Genomic DNA, 18,474 nt, shown 5'->3' on the forward strand with positions numbered 1-18,474 from the left:
GAGGCGCTCTACTCCTTCGCCGCGTTCACGAGCGCCTCATCCAAGGCGAGCGAACCCATGCCGTACTCGTCGAGGATGTCTTGGTAGATACCTTCATCCATGAGCTCTTGCATCGCGAGCTGCAGGGCGTCGGTGAGCTCTGTTCGTGAATTCAGCAATCCGAACCCCGTGTACACCGGGTTGAAGCCCTGAGGATTCTCTGGATCGGCGATCATCTCGAAATGCTCTCCGTCGCCCGCGGTGGCGACGGTATAGGCCGCGACCGGAGCATCCACGATGTACGCTTGCGCGCGGCCAGCCCGCAGCGCGGTCTGCGAGTCCTGCGCCACGGGAAGCGCCTGAACGTCGATTCCGGCCTCGCCGTTGGCGATGCACTCATCGGAGAGCTCCTGGAGCAACTCGGCCTGCAGCGTCGACTTCTGCGTAGAAGCGCTCAGGCCGCACAGGTCCGACAAGGTCGTGATCCCCTCGGGGTTCCCCTTCGCAACGACGATGCCGAACCCCGCTTTGATCTCTTCGACGAAGTTCAGCGTTTGCTGTCGTTCTTCGGAGTCGTTCATGCCCATCATGATGAGGTCGTGGCGATCGGCCTGCAGAGACGGGATCACCGATTCGAACGGCTGGTGGTTCACCTCGATCGGGATGTCGAGCTTCTGGCTCAACGCGGTCGCCATGTCGACGTCGACTCCGACGAGCTCATCAGCATCGTTGTACTCGACGAACGGCGGGTACGGCACCCCCATCGCGATGCGGATGACGCCGCGCTCGGTCACGTCTTCGGGAAGCAGCGCAACCGCGTCCTCACTCGCTTCCGTGCTGAATTCCGTGGTGACCGAAAGCGACATGCCTCCCGGCTCCGTGTCGCTCGGGCCATCCGCGGATGCGCTTCCGCCCCCGCTGCAGGCTGAGAGCGTCAGAGCGCCGACCGCGACCACTGCGAGGAGTTGGGGAATACGTGTGCTGTTCATGGAACTGCCTTTCTTCATTGAAATGTCAGTGCGCTCAGGAGAGCACATGAGGCGGACGTGCGATCCGCGGTTACAGCGGCCGTGACAGCCCTTCGCGGGCGCCCGCTTCGAGCCAATCTGTGTCGAGCGCAGGCGCATGCCGATCGGCGAGCTCCGCATATGTCTGCCGGCGCACAGCGATGCGCGCCGTGCCCTCGTTGCAGAACACGATCGGCGGATGCAGTGCGCCGTTGTAATTGTTGACGAACGTGAATCCATACGCGCCCGTTGCACCGAGCGCGATGATGTCACCGCTTCGGGGAGCGCTGAGATGCGCCTGGTCTACGAGCAGATCCCCCGATTCGCACTGCCGACCCACGAGTTGTGCCACCGTGTCAGGGATCGCGGTCACCCGATCCGCCACGACCGCGGTGAAACGTTCACGGGTGAGTGCGATGTTGAGCTGATCCGACATCCCCCCGTCCACGGCCACGAAGACGTCGTTCGAATGTTTGACGTTTCGCACGCCGTAGACGGTGATGCCGCTGCGAGCGACCAACGACCGCCCGGGTTCGATGATCAACTCGGCATGCTCCGGGAGCGATCGACGTGCAGCACCCACGATGGCGTCAAGATAGGCGCCGATGCTCGGCGCATCATCGTCCGAGGAGTAATCGACCCCCAGACCACCTCCGAGGTTGTACGTGTCGAAGTTCCCGAGTTCCGCCAGTACGGCGACTGCCGCCGCGAATGGTTCGGTATCGAGAATCTGGGAGCCGATGTGCAGATGCACGCCCCGCACGCGAATGAATGGATGCCCACACAGATCTTCGATCGCCTGCAGGGCGTCTGCCATCGGCAGCCCGAACTTCGACCTGTGGCCTCCCGTTGCAATCGCCGGATGCGTCTGCGCGTCGATCTCGGGAATCACGCGGATCAGCACATCCTGGTCGGCTGTTGCGCATTCGGAGAGCATCTCGACGTCATGCAGATTGTCGATCACGATGATGCCGACCCCGGACCGGAGCGCGAGTTGCACTTCCGCCCGACTCTTCGCGTTGCCGTGCAGCGTGATGCGACCCGGCTCGACTCCCGCCGCGAGCGCGAGGCGCAATTCGCCCTCACCCGCCACGTCGACTGAGAGGCCCTCGGCCTCGGCGATCGCGTAGGCCGCGATGCACGGCAGTGATTTTGAGGCGAAACAGACTCGCGACCGCGGCCAGCGGGAGGCGAGGCCATCGCGGTATTCGCGCATCGTCTGACGCAGGCCGGCTTCGTCGAATGCGTAGAGCGGCGTTCCGAATCGTCGGGCGAGTTCGGGCACCGAACAGCCCCCAACCGTGAGGTCTCCCGCGGCGCCCACCCCGCTGTTACGGGGAAACACTCTCGCGACCGAGGGCGGAAGAACGTGCGCGTGGGTCACCGGTGACTCCTTGTCTGAGGCATGAGCGTGTCGTGCATCACCCACACTAGGAGCGCCAGCGTTCCCATTGACTGTCTGATTCGATAAGTTTTGATCATGCAACTATCGGATACGGCAACGTCACCCGACGCTTCGCTCGCGTGGGAGGACCGATACGGCCTGCGTCTGCACGAACTCGAGCAACGCCTCGGAAGCGACCTGATCCGCATCGTCATTCCGGATGGGCTCGCTGACCCGGTAGTTCGCGCACTCGACATCTACGACGCACGCAGTTCGGACACCGGGGGCGAGGGCGTGCTTCTCAGCTTGATATCCGCTGATGCGATGGTGCCAGCCGAGGTGCAGCGAGCGCTGGAGGTCGCGGCCAGCAGCGGGTGCGCGGGCGTCGCACTGAAAGCGGACATCAGCTCCGAACGATCTGAGGCGCTCATGGAGCGCATCAGCGCTGCTGGAGTGGCAGCGGTGGTACTCGCAGCGCACGTCAGCTGGCGGGAATTCGACGCACTGCTGACCCGGATCCTGGGCGAAAGCGCACAGTCGCTCGCCCCGATGCCTTCGACCGGGGACAAGCTTTTCGCGCTTGCGAATACCATCGCGCGGGGGTTCGGAGGCTCAGTCGCGATCGAAGATCACCAGCGCGGGATCCTCGCCCATTCATCGGTTCCCGATCAAGCGATCGATGAGTTGCGCACAACGGGCATTCTGTTCCGCCGTGCAGGTGATGCTCCAGTGAACGAGCGGCGGTACCGCGACGTGCTCGCCGCCGAGGGCATCGTGCGATTCGACCGTCTTGGCGACCACCTCCCCCGAGCAGCCATCGCCGTGCGCGCCGGCACGATTCCGCTCGGTACGATCTGGGCGGTCGATCCTGCAGGCGAACACCCCGAAGAGCATGAGCTCGACGCCGAAAAAGCGCAGTTGCTGACGTCGGGAGCCGCGCTCGCCGCCGACATGCTGCTCGAATCGTGGCGACTCAGCAGCCAGAGCAGTTCCCGCCGTGAAGAATCCTTCAAGCGCGTGCTCGTGGCGGCGAGTCAACCCGGTGATGAGCACACCTTGGATCCGACGGGCTCAGGGACCGCGGTGATGCTTGTCGCGACCGTGGCAAGAGGGCACTGGGTGGGGGTACGACTCGAAGAAGTTCGTGCGGTCTTGAGCAGGTATCTCGCAATGTACATGCCCGACCTCGTGCTGGTGCTCGACAGTCACGAGATCGTCGCCTTGTGCCCGACAGGACAGGTCACGACCGTCGGGGAATGGGTGGCCTCCGCACTCTCAGAACTGCCACCCGAGACGGCGGAAAACGTGACGATCGGTCTCAGCGATCCGCATCCGATCGGCACTCGACTCGCGTACGCGACTGACGAAGCGCGGGAAGTCTCCGCCGCCGCTCAGCGCCTCGGGGAACGGATCGGTACGGTGGAACGCACGCGCCCTCAGCTGTTCCTCTCAGCATGCCGCACGCGCCTAGAGGTCGACGATCGACTCGTGCTGCCCGAGGTCCGCGCCCTCCTCGATCACGGGGCTGCGACCGCGCATCTCTCGGAAACGCTTGAGTGCTGGTTGCAGGAGTCGGGCAACGTCGGACGCACCGCACGCCGCCTTCGAGTGCACGAGCAAACAGTGCGCTATCGACTCCGGAGGATTCGCGAGCATCTCCCCTTCGATTCGCGAGGGCCCGACTATCTGCTGACCGTGTGGGCGCAGTTGCGGGCGCTCCGCCATTGACCTGCTGAGAGACCCCAGCGGCGGGCGACAACTGACGTGCGGTATTCGCGCGGGAAGTGCTCCGGAGTGACCGCCCCGCCTCGCTGAGCGGTCAGTAAAGTGCATAATCCCGGGAAATACTGCACCTTGTTGACCCCTCAGAGTGAGGAGGCCTGTGCGTTCGGGGAGTGGACAGCGGACGGGGCAGGCGGAGGGGCGGCCGCCGGGAACACCGGCGGGAAGACGCGGCTGGCCACCATGCTGAAGTGCGCATCGCGACCCGACCCCGCGAGCCTCATCCAGGTGCACTCCGGCCGATCCGTCGGCGCGGGTCACGTGCACGCCCGAACGATACGAGGACCCGAGAAAGGCGCGGATGCCCAGTTCGCTCGTGATCCCGTGGAGGATCAGCTGCGCGAGTCGGCGCTCCGCGTGCCGCACTCCCACCTCGTCGAGCAACTGCACGGCTCGCCATAACGCGTCGTCGAGCTTCGCCCTGCGCCCAGTCTCGCCTCGCGTGCGCGCTGGCGCATCGGAATGATCGTCGCGCCCGGGCTGCTCGTCGAAGCCGGGGTGGGCTGGTCCGCCGTGCTGCTCATGCTGACGGGCGTCGTCGTCTGCGAGCTCGGATTCGGCATCGCGAGCGCCCGCGCATCTACACTGAAGCAATGATGGTCGTCTTCGCCGGAATCCTGCTGCTCGTCAACGCCTTCTACAACGTGGTCGTGTGGCCGCGCTTCTGGACCCGCATCTCGAAGGATCCGCGTGCACGCGACGAGCAGGGGCGGGCCACCACGTTTCTCACCGTGCACGCCGTACTGATCGGCATCGCCATGCTCCTCGCAATCGCCTCGGCGATCGCCGGCGTCTGGGTGCTCGTCGCCTGACCTGGGCAGCGCTCGCCGACCGAACGTCTCGCCCCGCTCGGCGAACCGTACACTGGAGCGATGAAGCGAATACTGACCTACGGCACGTTCGACCTGCTGCACTGGGGCCACATTCGACTCCTGCGCCGGGCTCGCGCGCTCGGAGACTACCTCGTCGTGGCGGCCTCCTCTGAGGCCTTCAACGCGGGCAAGGGCAAGCAGACGTACCACGACTTCGAGACCCGCAAGAACATGCTCGAGGCCGTGCGGTACGTGGACCTGGTGATTCCCGAGGAAGCATGGGACCAGAAGATTCGCGACGTGCAGAAGTACGAGATCGACACCGTGGTGATGGGTGGCGACTGGGAGGGCGACCCCCGTTTCGAGATTTTGCGCGACTACTGCGAGGTCGTGTATCTCGACCGCACCGAGGGCGTCTCCACCACCAAGATCAAGAACGATCTCGGCGACGGCGCCTGAACAGAGAACGCGGGGTGGAAGCTTGGCCTCCACCCCGCGTCGTTCCTGCATGCGGACTACGCAGCAGTCTCCTGAGCAAGTCGCTTGCGACGCGCGATCAGTACTGCACCGCCGCCGAGCGCGAGCAGCAGTGCGAGCGCGATGCCACCGGTGAGCTGCATGCCGCCGGTGTTGCTGAGCTCGCCCTGACCGCCGTCAGCGGCCCCGCTCGCCGACGCCGGATCAGCCGAGGCCGATCCCCCGCCCGCTGCGGCCCCACCATCGGCAGCACCTGCGGCCGCACCGCTCGCGCCGCCGTCAGCAGCGCCGGCCGCACTGCCATCCGCGGCACCGCTTGCGCCAGCGCCCGGATCCCCACCGGGAACCTCGGCCGCGACCGCGACCGTGTCGTCCCAGCCGATGAGCGCCATGCCCTCGGCCTGGCTCGCGGCGATCCGCAGCTCACCCGGCTCGATGCCCTCGGGAAGCGCATCGACCGTGAGTGTGTTGCCGGTGACCGTGCCCATGGCGAGCAGCGCGGTCGGTGCGGGCGCCGTGGAGTCCGTCGCGGGATCAGTCGTCTCCGTCGCAGGCACGCTCGCGCCGAAGTAGCTCAGCGCCACCTCGGTACCGTCGGCGAGATCTGCGAAGGTCACGTCGAATGACGCGCCGATCTCGATCTCGGCTGGCACCTGCACCCCACCGCGGGTGTCATCGGTGAGGTGCTCCTCGCCGAGCGTCACCGGTACCGCTGTGCCGGGATTCGCGTTGACGTCGAACAGCGCCCGCGCGATCCACGGGTAGCTGCCAACCGGGTGCGTGCGGAAGTTGACCGACGTGCCGAGCATGACCAGCTCGCTGCCCGAATCCGAGACCGCGGATACCGCAGAGGCCTGCCCGGCCGCATCGGCGCGGCTCGTTCCCGGCGCCCCGTTGCTGCCGACATCGGCCCAGTGCCCCGAGACGAAGAGGTTCTCCGTCGCGTAGCTCTGCTCGACGACGGCGTTCTCGCCCAGTCCGGTGTACCAGACCGCGGGGGTGACGAAGGCTGTGTCTTGCGGATAGGTCGAGAGCAGGCCGCCCTCGGAGTTCTCCACTCGGACGATGCCGTTCGAGCTGCGCGTACCGCTGGTCGCGGTGACCTCGGTGAGGCTGAAGGCGTTCGCGAAGTTCGCGACGGCGGTTCCCCGGCCCGCGACGCCGTTGCCGGCCGCGATGAACGCAGCCACAGCGTTGGCTCCCGCCGTCTGCTCCGCAGCGAATGCCAGGTTGCCGCCGACCCACAGCACGTCGACGTCATCGAGCAGAGTCGGATCGGCCGTGAGCGATGCCGCGTCGACCCGCACCTGGTCCGTGAACCCGAGACGGCTCAGCGTCACGCGGTCGTCCTGATTGCCCGAGTACGCCACCCGCAAAGCCTTCAGCGCGGTGCTCGTCTCCGTGAGCAGGCGCACGCCCGTCGTCGCGGTGAACTGCACGCCGTACGCGTCGGCCACGGCCAGCGCTGCGGCACGCGTCGTCTCATCGCCGCCGATGATCACCGATCCGTCGGCGAACGACGACACGGCAACACCCTGCTCGAGCAGCACGTTGATCGCCTGGTACTCGGCAGCCCCCGGCGTTGCGAGCTCGAGGTAGCCGGCCTCTTCAGGCAGCACGCCGGTCGGAGCGGCTTCCGCGACGATCTCGAGGCCCACGCCGTCGAGCGACGCGTCCTGCGACGCCCCCACGGGGAAGACGTCGGCGCCCCACAGGAGCGCGAGGCTCCACGCCGACATGTCGTACATATCAGGAACCCGCTCCGTGATGTCCGAGCCATCGGCGAGCAGCACATTCGCCATGCCGCGCAGCGGCTGGTGCATGTCGATCACGTAGCTGCCCGCCGGGTACGTCGTGTCACCCGCGGTCAGCGGCGTGGTCGCGCGCGAGACCTCGACGCCGTTCGCGATGAGCTGGTCGACGAGTCGCGCCGCATCGGTGACGGAGCGCTGCTGATCGGTATTCGCCGGAATCACGTATGCGCGCGGGAACTCCGCACCGTACACGTCGGTCTCGTCCCAGACGTCGATCCACTCGAGCGGCATCCCCGGGTAGTCCGCGGGATTCGGGTCGGCCGGAATCGACTTGAGGGGCTCGCCGGCATCGCCGCGACGGAAGATCTCCATCTGGTTCTGCAGCAGGGCGCCCGAGTTCTCGGCGAAGTAGGCGCTCGCGCTCTCGACCGTGACCATGCCGACCTCGACGTTCACGCCGGTGCGGCGCTCGCGCTCAGCCTGGTCCGGGTTTCCGCCGCGGCCCAGAGGCAGCTCGACCGTGTTGGTGACGGCGCCCTGGTAGGCGAGGAACTGCGGAGTGAAGAGCGGAGGCCAGTCGTCCCAACCCGAACGGATGTCGCGGTAGGGGATCAAGATGCCGCCGTCATCCGTCAGCGGGTTGCCCTCGATGTTCGCGCCGACCACAGCCTGCTCGATCGCGAGTGCGGCCGAGTAGGCGTGGGGCAGGAAGAGGTCGTACTCGTAGTTCTCGCCGTGCGGCGGGCCGCAGGGTTCGATCTGGAGCACATCGGTGTACCCGTGCAGATCGACGTAGAAGGTCGGCTGGATGACGCCGGCAAGGTCGCGGATCACGCGGGACTCCGGCGTCACGCCGGTAATCATGTCGCGGTTCGCGTCGAATCCGTCGGCGTTCGCGCGCGTGCCGTTGACGCGCCCGTCGGGATTGTTGGTCACGGTGAAGTAGAACCGGTACTGCTCGAGCATCTCGACGATCGCCGGGTCATCTGAGGTCGCGAGCTTCTCGATGTACTCGAGAATAATGTCGGCGCCCTCCCACTCGTTGCCGTGAATATTGCCGTTGAACCAGATCGGCACCTTGTAGCCCTCGGTGAGCGCCGTATCGGCAGCAGCGCCCGCCGGGTCCTGCTTGATCCGTTCCTTCCAAGCCCGCTGCTGCTCGGTCTGCTCCGCCGTCTCGGGCGACGTCAGCGTGACGAGCTGGATGTCGCGCCCCTGCACGGAGCTGCCCACGACTTGCGCGGACACGCGGTCGCTCTCCGTCATGAGGCGGTTCACCGTGCGAGCCACCTCCGCGTACGGCACCGCGCCGCGCACGAGCGACTGATCGCTCGCGTCATCGGGCGCCTCGGGCAGCGGGGTCTGCACCGGGTAACTCGCCGGCCCCTGGACCCGGTCGGAGATCTCATAGGTGATGGGAGTGGGCGCATCGCCCGGTGCTGCAGTGGCCGCGGTGGGAATGCCCCCCACGAACAACGCCGCGACCAGTGCCCCCGCACCGATCATGGCTGTTGATGACCGTTTCGTAACCATCGTTGCCTTTCTGTTCAGTCTTCATCGACTCCAACCGCACCGAGGTTCCCCTTCGTGGCGGCCGGGTATTGCACACGTGGCGGGGGCCCGATGGGCCCCCGCCACGATCCTGCGTCCGCGCCTGAGCGCGTGACACTCAGTTTCGGTCGCTCAGAGCACCTTCGACAGGAAGGCCTTCGTGCGCTCCCGCTGCGGGTTCGCGAGCACCTCGGCGGGGTCGCCCGATTCCACGACCACGCCGCCATCCATGAACACGAGCTTGTCGGCGACCTCGCGCGCGAACCCCATTTCATGCGTCACCACGATCATCGTCATGCCGCTCTCCGCGAGTCCCTTCATGACGTCGAGCACCTCGCCGACCAGCTCGGGGTCGAGCGCCGAGGTCGGCTCGTCGAACAGCATCAGCTTGGGCTCCATCGCGAGCGCCCGCGCGATGGCGACGCGCTGCTGCTGCCCGCCCGAGAGGTGAGCCGGGTAGTAGTCGTGTCGCTCGGCGAGGCCCACGCGCGCCAGCAGCTCCATAGCCTGTGACTTCAGCTGCGCCTTGCTGCGCTTCTTCAGCAGCGTCGGGGCGACCATGACGTTCTCAAGCGCGGTCATGTGCGGAAAGAGGTTGAACCGCTGAAACACCATGCCGATGTCACGGCGCTGCGCCGCGGCTTCGCGAGGGTGCATCTCGTAGAGCTTGTCGCCCTTCTGCCGGTACCCGACGAGTTCGCCGTCGACCGCGAGCCTTCCCGCGTTCACAGTCTCCAGGTGGTTGATGCACCGGAGGAAGGTCGACTTGCCCGAGCCCGACGGCCCGACGAGGCACAGCACCTCGCCGCGCTGCACTTCGAGCGAGATCGACTTGAGCACGAGGTTCGATCCGAATGACTTCGAGACGCCCTCGGCCCTGACCATCGGTGTGTCAGTTGCGTGCACGTTCATGCGCCACCCCCTCCGGGTCGGTTGTGCGGAGGCACGATGTTCTCTCCGCCCCCGGCCCCGGGATATTTCGGGTGCTCCGGGTCGTCGACGCCGACGACTCCGACGGACTGCGTGGCAACGGTCGGCTTCATGACGTCGGGCCGCTGCAGCACGCCCTTGGCGAAGTGCCGCTCGAGGAAGTACTGCCCGACCATGAGGATCGAGGTGACGGCCAGATACCAGATCGAAGCGACGATGAGCATGGGCACGGGCTGATAGGTCACGGCGGAGATATCGCGCGCGCGTCCGTACAGATCGAGGGTGAACGGCACCGCGGTCACGAGCGACGTGGTCTTCAACATCGAGATGACTTCGTTGCCGGTCGGTGGGATGATGACGCGCATCGCCTGAGGCAGGATCACGCGGCTCATCGTGTGCCACCAGCCGAGGCCGAGCGCGGTCGCCGCCTCATTCTGCCCCTTGTCCACCGACAGGAGCCCCGCGCGCACGATTTCGGCCATGTACGCGGCTTCGTTCAAGGCGAGGCCGATCACGGCGAGCGTGAAGTAGCTCAGCAGGTCCTTCGTGTTGAGCGTGAAGGCCGCTTCCGTGAACGGGATTCCGAGACTGATCGACTTGTAGATCGTCGGCACCAGGCCCCAGAAGACGAGCTGCACATAGACCGGGGTGCCTCGGAAGAGCCACAGGAACACCCAGGCGATCGATTTCACGACCGGGTTGGGCGACTGCCGCATCACGGCGATGGTGACGCCCAGCAGCACGGCGATGATCATCGAGTAGAGGGTCAGCTGCAGCGCATAGCCGGCGCCTGAAACGATGCGCACGTCGAACAGGTACTTGCCGACCTCGCCCCAGTTGAACACCGGCCGGTTGAATGCGGCGTCGTAGATGAAGAGTGCCACGAGGAGCACGAGCACCACGGCGAACACGGTTCGCCAGGGGTGCCGGAGCCGGATCGCCTCAATCGGCGCCGACTTCGGATGCGAGGCGTCTGGCCCCGCATCCGAGGAGTGGGTATGCGACATGATCTACGCGACTACTCCGTGCCGGCGTTGATGTCGGCCTGCTCGACCGCGCCGTCTTCGATGCCTGCCTCCGTGAGGATCTCGAGGTAGGTGCCGTCATCGATGAGGGACTGCAGCGCGGCCTGCACGGCCTTCGTCGTCTCGCCGTCCTTCTGCGTGGCGAAGCCGTACGGAGCGGCGTCGAAGACGTCGCCGACGGTTTCCAGCTGATCGCTCAGCTTCGCCACCGCGTCGCCCGTCACGGGCAGATCGGCGGAGAAGGCTTCGGCGCGTCCGTCGACGACAGCCTGCGTGGCCTCCGGCTGTCCGTCGAAGCGCAGCACCTCGATCGGCTCCTTGCCCGCATCGGTGCAGGCCTTCGACTTCGCGGGCAGCTCATCCGTGTCTTGCACGGTGGTCGCCTGCACCGCGATCGTGAGACCGCATGCGTCGTCGGGATCGACGTCGGCGCCGCTGGCGGCCGCCCACTGCGTGCCCGCGTTCAGGAAGTCGACGAAGTCCACGGACTTCTGACGCTCGACGTTATCGGTGAACGAGGAGGAGCCCATGTCGAGCGCGCCCTCCTGGATGCGCGGAATGATGCTGTCGAACCCGAGGATCTCCCACTTCGGCTCGAGGCCGAGCTTCGCGGAGACGGCCTCGGCGAGCGTGACTCCCCAGCCGACGGGGTTGCCGTCGGCGTCCTTGTACTCGTTCGGCGGGTACTCAGCGTCGGTGCCGATGCGGAGCTCGCCCGAATCCTTGAGCTCCTGCGGGAGGAGCGCGACTGCGGCCTCGTCTGCGGTGATCTCGGCGGCGGGAGCGGAGTCGGTGGACCCCGCTCCGCCTTCGGACTCGGCGTTGTTCACGCATCCGGTCAGAGTGAGCACGGCTGCCGCGGCGAGAGCGGGAAGTGCGAAACGAATCTTCATTGATGTCTCCATGTATCGGAAGGGACTCGAAGTCCTGTCTGAATCTCGCCCCCGAGCCTACTGCGCCCCGGTAACGGTTCTGTGACAGAGTCTCTCCCCCGGTCCATAGAGCGGCTGCCGCCCAGCCCGAGTCCGCGCTCCATTCAGCCCCACGAGGGACCCATCACCCGTCATAACATTCCGGTTAAGCTGGGACCGGCTCGATCCGAGTCTCTTGTTTTGCGAAGCACCTCAGCCCGTGATCGCTCGTACGAACCGGGCTGAAGAAGTGGGGAAGCTCAGTGCCGGGGGAGGTCGTGGCAGACGAGAGCGCAATCGCGATGCACGGTCACGTGCAACGCGTGCCACTCCTGCAACGGCTCAGTCACGCGGGGCGCGTCGTCATCATCACGGCAGAGCATGGCGCGGGGAAGACCGAGCTGCTCTCGCAGTGGTCGTCGCAACGACAGCCGACGGCGCTCGCGTGGGTCGCCCTCGACGCCGGAGCGAACGATCTCCGCAGCTTCTGGCTGCGCATCATGCAGGCCTTCGGCGCGGCCAGGCCGGAGACGTTCGGGCCGCTCGCACGCGACTTCCTGGAAGGCAGAATTTCGCCCGAGGAAGCTCTCCCCCTGGTGACGTCGGCGTCGATGCGCGACCCGCATCCCGTCACCCTGGTGCTCGACGACCTGCACTTCGCTGCGAACGAGCTGCAGGATCAGCTGGTGTCACTGCTCCACCGTGCTCCGCATGTACGGCTGCTCGCGACGTCGCGGTCGACGACGCGATTCGAGATGCCGCTGACAGCCGCGGGGCTCGCCGTCACGATCCTGAGCACCGCTGATCTTGCGTTCACCGCGAGTGAGATCGCCACCGCAGCGTCGGCCCTTCCCTATCGTCTCTCGGAATCCGAGATCGCCACCCTGCGACGTTCGACGCGAGGCCACCCGCTCGCCGTACGGCTCGCCCTGTCGGTCATGTCGGGGCTGTCGCGGGGCGGCGCGCATCGGCCCACGCCGGATGAGGTGGTTGGCGGCATCGAAACACTGCTCGCCGGCTTCGCTCCGGATTTTGCGTCGCGCGCCGATCGCGAACTCGCTCTCCTCGCTTCGCTCGTGCCCGAGATCGACGAAGCATTCGCAGCGCAATTGGGCGGCCCCTCGGCATGGGCGGATTTCGAGCGCTTCGACGCGCTCGGATACGGTCGCGTCTCCGCCCAGCACGGGCGCACGCGGTTTCGTCTCCACACGCTCATCGCGGGCGCACTGCGCCCGAGCGCGGTCGGCGAACTGCCCGCTACGCGCATCGCGGAGGTTCGGCAACTCGCGTTCGAGCACCTGTACGAGCAGGCGGATCCGATCGATGTACTGGAACTGCTCATCGAGGGGAACATGGATCGCGCCATCTTCCCTCATTTCGTTCGCAACTACTCGGAGATCAGCCTGAGGCGTTCGGGGGAGCTCCTCGCCGTCACCGACGGCATCTCCGCCGAACGGCTCGCGCGGGAGGGCACGATTCCGATCATGATGGCGGTGGCCCTCAGCGAAGATTCGATCGTGCCCACCCCGCGCATGCGCCAGCTGCTCGACATCGGCATGCCGACGCTCGAGAATCGCGCGACGGAGGCGCGAGGTGCGGCGGGTCGTCTCCTGCTGCTCGCCCGCTTCGCCGGATTGCGGGTGAGCCGAGCGTATGAAGCGGCGGCCGATGTCGGCGAGCAGTTCTTGCAACAGGGAGCACTCGGCTCGCAGAGCTGGAGGTCGGGCATGCACGCGGCCCGGCTGCAGGTCATCGTCACCGAACTGCTCGCCGCTCGAGTCGCCCGCGCGCTCGCGCTTTCCGAGGGGCTCGCCGACGATACGCATCCGGGCAGGCAAGCGCACCTGCACTCGGTCCTCGCCTTCGCGCACGCACGCATGGGAGACCTGCGCTCGGCCAAACGCGAACTGAGCGCGGTCGATGCGTCGCGAGCCGGCTGGCAGGAGTCGGCGCACAGTATCGGCTGGCACCTCGCCACTGCCCTCCGCGCGTTGAGCCTCGGGCAGCACGACGACGCATTCGAGGCGTTGCGGGCGGTCTCGGCGCGCATGGACGACTCAGAGCTGTGGCCCACCATCGTGTGGACGCGCGGCATCGCGCGTCTCGTCGCTAGCCAGGCAGCGCTCGGATACCAGGAGCTCGACGCTGCGCTCGCCGAGCGCAGGCATCTGCCGATCAGCGCAGGCTGGACGGAAGAGCTGCAGACGCTGCGCGGAGAATTTCTGCTCGCAACCGGCGACCTGGTGAGCGCACGCGCGGCGCTCACCCACGTCGGGAACGGCACCTCGTCGCAGCTGGCACGCGCCCGCCTGGCGATCCTCGCGTCGCAACCGATCGAGGCGCTCGCGCATCTCGACGTGATCGACCGCGAAACACACGACCCGGGTGCGCTTGATCCGGGTGCGTTCCCGGCGCAGCAGGTGCAGCAGCAGTTGCTCCGTGCAGCTGCGAATGCGCGGCAGGGAAATGCGAGGTGCGCGACGTCGCTTGCCACGCAGGCGTTCCTGGCTCTCGATCGGCTCGACAACCGGTTGCCGCTCCTGTGGATTCCCGCCGGCGAACTGGCGATCATCAGATCCCTGGTGCCCCCCGATGTGTGGCGCATGCCACCGGGAAGCCCCTTCGCCAGCGATGAGGTCGTGCTCGAAGAACTGTCGAAGCGCGAAGCGCTCGTGCTGATCGAACTCGCCAGGGGCGGCTCCATCGACGAGATCGCGGGCGACCTGCACGTGTCGTCGAACACGATCAAGACGCAGACCCGCAGCATCTATAAGAAGCTCAAGGTCTCGAGTCGCACGGAGGCGCTCGCTCGCGCGCGGCAGATGGGTTTGGTCTGAGCCGCGCAAGGCCTTGAATCGTAGCCAAATCGTTGCATAGCCTGTGAGGACGACCCGGAGGTTCAGGAGCCCCGGGCGCACTGGCACGGAGGCGACACCATGTCTCGATCGAGGCCCGCGACCGCGGCAGCTGTAACGCCGCACAGCGGCGCACACGCCGTTCCGCTCGCACGCATGCCCCGTCCAGCACATCGCATGCGACGCGACATCCAAGGGCTGCGAGCCATCGCCGTGGCCCTCGTGCTCGTCTACCATCTCTCGCCAGAGGTGCTGCCCGGCGGGTACATCGGCGTCGACGTCTTCTTCGTCATCTCCGGGTTCCTCATCACGGGCCAGCTGCTGCGCGAGGCCGAAACGTCGGGCACCGTCGACCTCGTGCGCTTCTGGGCGCGCCGGGCCCGTAGACTGCTCCCCGCGGCGCTGCTCGTGCTCGCCGTCACGCTGCTCGCGGTCTGGCTCTTCGCACCGCGCGGGTACCTTCCCGAGTTTCTCGTACAGGTGGCCGCGTCGGCTGGGTACGTGCAGAACTGGATTCTCGCGGGCCAGTCGGTCGATTACATGGCGGCGGAAGCTCAAGTCTCTCCCGTGCAGCATTACTGGTCGCTCTCGGTCGAAGAGCAGTTCTACATCGTGTGGCCGCTCGTCGCCGTACTCGCGGTCGTGCTCGCAGGTCGATTCGCCCGGGCCCGATTCCGCCCGGTGTTCGCCGGTCTGATCGCCTGCGTCGGAGCCGCTTCATTGGCTGCGTCCATCACTCTCACCGCTGCTGCCCCGGCGCAGGCATACTTCGTCACGACGACGAGGGCGTGGGAGTTCGCAGCCGGCGGCCTGCTCGCCTGGGCCGCGGTATCGTCGCGCGCGACCATCGACCGCGTGCCGCAGCGCCTGCGCATCGTGTCTGCGTGGATCGGACTCGCAGGCATCGCCGCGGCAGCCTTCTGGTTCTCAGATGCGACGCCGTTCCCCGGCGTCGCCGCGCTGCTCCCGGTCATCGCAACCGTGCTCGTCATCGCCGCACAGGAGCCGTCAGGGCCCGGATCGCCCACGCCGTGGATCGGTGCGCGGCCCATGCACTGGCTGGGTGACATCTCATACGGCGCGTACCTGTGGCATTTTCCGCTCATCGTGCTGCTGCCCTTCGTGCTGGGGCGAAACCCCGGAGTGCTCGGAGGTGCTGCGGTCATCGCTGCCACCCTCCTGCTGGCGTGGGCCTCGAAGGTGTGGGTCGAAGATCCGTTTCGCACGGGACTCTCGCGAGACTGGCCAGATGCTCGTGCGCTTGCGGTGACCAGCGCCGGCATGGTGGCGCTCCTCGCCGGGGCGCTCGCGGGCATGCACGCAGCCGATGCCCAGGTGGAGGCCGAACGCGATCGCGTGGTGGTGGCGCTGCAGGATCCCGATCCGTGCCTGGGCGCCTCGGCGCTCGACCCGAAATCGGGGTGCGAGCCGCTGCCCGAGCAGTTGCCGATACCCGAGCCTGCCTTGGCCTCGACCTCCCCCGAGCGCTGCCTGAGCACGCAAGAGGGAACGGCGCTCGAGCCGTGCGAGTACGGTGCGACTGCCGCGCGCGCGACGCACACGATCGCACTCGTCGGCGATTCGCACGCGGAGCAGTGGCTGCCGGCATTGGCCCAGCGGGCGGAGGAGCAAGAGTGGCGGCTGATCGTGCTGGCGAAGGCCTCCTGCCCGTTCACGGCGGCGGAGCGGGACTTCGCGAACTCTCCGGAAGCAGAGAATCTGGCTCTGCGCTCGGACTGCGTCGCCTGGAACGATGCTGCACTGCAGTACCTCGCCGATGATCCGTCGATCGACACCGTCATGACCGCGGCGAAATCAACGAACCGCGTCGTCTCTGCGAGCGAGGACTGGCACGGGGCCGCAGAGCGCGGGTACACGGAGCGGTGGAGCGAGCTGCCGCCCTCGATACACCGCGTCATCGCGATTCGAGACACGCCGCAGATGGTCGATCGCGTGCTCCAGTGCGTTTCGGGGCACGGCACCGCCGCAGCAGACGCGTGCTCGGTGTCGGCCCACGAGGCGCTCGGCAGCGATCCTCTGGCCGACGCCGCGCAGAAGCTCTCCGCATTACCGGCCTCGACTCAGAAACGCGCCGGATCGGCATCGCCGGCCGTCGAGGTGATCGACATGAGCGAGTACTTCATCGTCGACGACAAGTGCCCGCCGGTCATCGGAGGCGTGCTCGCCTTCCGTGATTCGCATCACCTCAGTTGGGCGTACGCGGAGATGCTCTCGGAGCCGTTCGCCGAGCGGATCTCTGCGGCACTCACGGCGTGAGGGCCGGCCGCGCGTTACTGGAATTCTCCATTCAGAGCGGTCGTGAGCACTCTCGCTTCTGCGAGCGCCGCAGGGTCGGCGACACGCGGATCGACGTCGAGCACGGCGATATCAGCGCGCATTCCCGGCGCCAGTGCTCCGATCTCGTGCTCACTGCGCAGCTGCCAGGCGGCGTGCGATGTGTGAGCGCGCAGGGTATCGAGGCGCCTCGCGTGCACTCCACCTGCAAGCCGCCGCCCTGTGCGAGAGGTGCGTGTCTCGGCCACTGCCATATTGCGCAGCGGTTCGTACGGCGTCACCGTTCCATCATTGTGAAACGTCGCCCGGTGACCGGCGGCGAAGGCCGCACCGGCATCGGTCCAGGCCGATCCTCGCTCCCCGAACAGGTCGTCGATGAGCACATCGCCCCAGTACGTGATGTGGTCGACGAAGAGGCTCACCGTGACGCCGAGCTCTGCCGCACGCGAGAACTGCGCGGGCGTCATCAACCCGCAGTGCTCGATGCGGAAGCGATGATCGGCGAGGTCGAATCGACGCACGAGTTCGGCGTACGCATCGAGAGTGCTGTCGATCGCGACGTCGCCGTGCGCGTGACAGGCGAGCTGCCAGCCTTCGCCGACGTACTGAGCGCCGATGTCGATGAGCTGATCGGTTGAGTAGTTGGGCCGACCGATGTGTCCGGGTTCGAGACCGAGCGCCCGTGTCGCAGGCGTGTCGAGATAGGGAAACGAGGTCGCGATGTTGCCAACCCACGGCGACCCGTCCGACCAGACTTTGACGCCCACTTGCCGCACCATCGAGTCCCCGTTGTCGCGCGGTGCGCTCGCGTGCGCCCCCGGTCGCGACATCTCGTAGCCGCGCACGCGCACCGGCAGCTCGCCTGTGTCTGCAAGGCCGGTGTACACCCGCCCGAGCTCGTCCGTCCAGGTGAGATCGGCGATCGTCGTAATACCGCGAGCGCGCACGCCACTCAGGTGGGTGGCGAGCCGACGCGGAAGGTCTGCCCTGGCCGCTTCGAGCACCGGACCGGCGACACGCATGACGGCTCCGGCTTCATAGGCGACGCCCGTCAACTCGTCCGTCGCATCACGTCCGAACGAGGCGCCATCGGGATCGGGAGTGTCGCGCCCGAGACCCGCCTCCCGAGCGGCCGCGGAGTTGAAGTACGCGGAATGCAGCGAATTGTGCACGATGACGAGCGGGATATCTCCGGCCACCTCGTCGAGGTCCAGCATCGTCGGCACGGTGAGACCGCGCTGCAGCAGGGGATCCCAGCCATTGGCGAGCACCCGGGCCGGCCGAGGCTCGGCCGTGAGCGCTGCGCGGATGGCCGCCCACACCCCGTTCGCACTGTCGAGGACCACGGGGCGAATGTCGACGACACCGTCGCCGAGCAAGACGGCGGCTTCCGCCGGGTGCCCGTGCGGCTCGATCAGGCCAGGAATCGCCCACCCCTCGCCCACATCGATGCGGCGCACCCCGGGGGGCGCGCTGATCTCGCGCCGGGACCCGACCGCGACGATGACTCCGCCCTCGACGAGCATCGCCTCGGGCGACGCGCCGGGATCCTCTCTCCCGCTGTCGGCGCCGGCACCCGTGCCGATGCAGTCTCGGTCGGTGCGGATGAACCGACCCGTGATGAGCGTGGGTCCCGAGTCCGTCATGGTGCGTCCTTTCAGCAATGCGGCAGCTATGCCGCACCTCATGTGTACCGGCATTCGCGCATCCGC

The 18,474-nt window shown here is 66.9% G+C and carries 14 protein-coding genes; 7 read left to right on the top strand and 7 right to left on the bottom strand.

Going from position 1 to position 18,474, the window contains the following annotated elements:
* Nucleotides 1-8: 8 nt before the first annotated feature.
* Both AB0O71_RS12220 and lysA read right to left on the bottom strand, forming a co-directional pair.
* Entirely contained in the window at nt 9-968 is a 960-nt protein-coding gene (locus AB0O71_RS12220; RefSeq protein ID WP_336662176.1) for an ABC transporter substrate-binding protein, read from the bottom strand.
* A 70-nt stretch (nt 969-1,038) separates the two neighbouring features.
* Entirely contained in the window at nt 1,039-2,370 is a 1,332-nt protein-coding gene (gene lysA / locus AB0O71_RS12225) for a diaminopimelate decarboxylase (RefSeq protein ID WP_363745670.1), read from the bottom strand.
* A gap of 96 nt (nt 2,371-2,466) precedes the next feature.
* Here lysA and AB0O71_RS12230 point away from each other — a divergent pair, with 96 nt between their 5' ends.
* From AB0O71_RS12230 to tagD, 5 genes are all read left to right on the top strand, one after another.
* A complete protein-coding gene (locus tag AB0O71_RS12230; RefSeq protein WP_363745672.1) occupies nt 2,467-4,098 on the top strand; it encodes a helix-turn-helix domain-containing protein in 1,632 nt (543 codons plus the stop codon).
* A 129-nt stretch (nt 4,099-4,227) separates the two neighbouring features.
* Nucleotides 4,228-4,554: a hypothetical protein gene (locus AB0O71_RS12235; RefSeq protein WP_363745674.1), complete on the top strand. Its 327-nt coding sequence runs from the start codon at nt 4,228-4,230 to the stop codon at nt 4,552-4,554.
* A 60-nt stretch (nt 4,555-4,614) separates the two neighbouring features.
* A complete protein-coding gene (locus AB0O71_RS12240) occupies nt 4,615-4,749 on the top strand; it encodes a hypothetical protein (RefSeq protein WP_363745676.1) in 135 nt (44 codons plus the stop codon).
* Nucleotides 4,749-4,964 carry a hypothetical protein gene (locus AB0O71_RS12245; RefSeq protein WP_363745718.1) on the top strand — a complete coding sequence of 72 codons (216 nt, stop codon included), beginning with the start codon at nt 4,749-4,751 and terminating at the stop codon, nt 4,962-4,964. Before AB0O71_RS12240 ends, AB0O71_RS12245 begins: the two co-directional genes overlap by 1 nt.
* Before the next feature lie 60 nt (nt 4,965-5,024).
* Nucleotides 5,025-5,423, top strand: a complete 399-nt coding sequence (tagD, locus tag AB0O71_RS12250) for a glycerol-3-phosphate cytidylyltransferase (RefSeq protein ID WP_363745678.1) — start codon at nt 5,025-5,027, stop codon at nt 5,421-5,423.
* A 56-nt stretch (nt 5,424-5,479) separates the two neighbouring features.
* On the opposite strand, the gene AB0O71_RS12255 is transcribed toward tagD, so the two are convergent.
* From AB0O71_RS12255 to AB0O71_RS12270, 4 genes are all read right to left on the bottom strand, one after another.
* A complete protein-coding gene (locus AB0O71_RS12255; RefSeq protein ID WP_363745680.1) occupies nt 5,480-8,728 on the bottom strand; it encodes a M14 family zinc carboxypeptidase in 3,249 nt (1,082 codons plus the stop codon).
* 150 nt (nt 8,729-8,878) lie between these two features.
* The gene (locus AB0O71_RS12260; RefSeq protein ID WP_363745682.1) at nt 8,879-9,658 is read right to left on the bottom strand and encodes an amino acid ABC transporter ATP-binding protein; all 780 of its coding nucleotides are present in this window, start codon (nt 9,656-9,658) and stop codon (nt 8,879-8,881) included.
* Nucleotides 9,655-10,683 carry an amino acid ABC transporter permease gene (locus AB0O71_RS12265; protein WP_363745684.1) on the bottom strand — a complete coding sequence of 343 codons (1,029 nt, stop codon included), beginning with the start codon at nt 10,681-10,683 and terminating at the stop codon, nt 9,655-9,657. The genes AB0O71_RS12260 and AB0O71_RS12265 overlap by 4 nt, the downstream gene beginning before the upstream one ends.
* Before the next feature lie 11 nt (nt 10,684-10,694).
* Complete coding sequence (locus tag AB0O71_RS12270; RefSeq protein WP_363745686.1) at nt 10,695-11,594, bottom strand: ABC transporter substrate-binding protein; 900 nt, start codon at nt 11,592-11,594, stop codon at nt 10,695-10,697.
* A 296-nt stretch (nt 11,595-11,890) separates the two neighbouring features.
* On the opposite strand from AB0O71_RS12270, the gene AB0O71_RS12275 reads away from it, so the two are divergent.
* Together AB0O71_RS12275 and AB0O71_RS12280 are read left to right on the top strand one after the other, a co-directional pair.
* The gene (locus AB0O71_RS12275; RefSeq protein WP_363745688.1) at nt 11,891-14,449 is read left to right on the top strand and encodes a LuxR C-terminal-related transcriptional regulator; all 2,559 of its coding nucleotides are present in this window, start codon (nt 11,891-11,893) and stop codon (nt 14,447-14,449) included.
* A 174-nt stretch (nt 14,450-14,623) separates the two neighbouring features.
* The gene (locus AB0O71_RS12280; protein ID WP_363745690.1) at nt 14,624-16,744 is read left to right on the top strand and encodes an acyltransferase family protein; all 2,121 of its coding nucleotides are present in this window, start codon (nt 14,624-14,626) and stop codon (nt 16,742-16,744) included.
* 14 nt (nt 16,745-16,758) lie between these two features.
* Here AB0O71_RS12280 and AB0O71_RS12285 read toward each other — a convergent pair whose 3' ends face one another.
* On the bottom strand, nt 16,759-18,408 hold the full coding sequence (locus AB0O71_RS12285) for an amidohydrolase (protein ID WP_363745692.1): 1,650 nt from the start codon (nt 18,406-18,408) through the stop codon (nt 16,759-16,761).
* Nucleotides 18,409-18,474 lie beyond the last annotated feature (66 nt).

It is taken from the genome of Leucobacter sp. NPDC077196 (genome assembly GCF_040687075.1).
Taxonomy (GTDB): domain Bacteria; phylum Actinomycetota; class Actinomycetes; order Actinomycetales; family Microbacteriaceae; genus Leucobacter.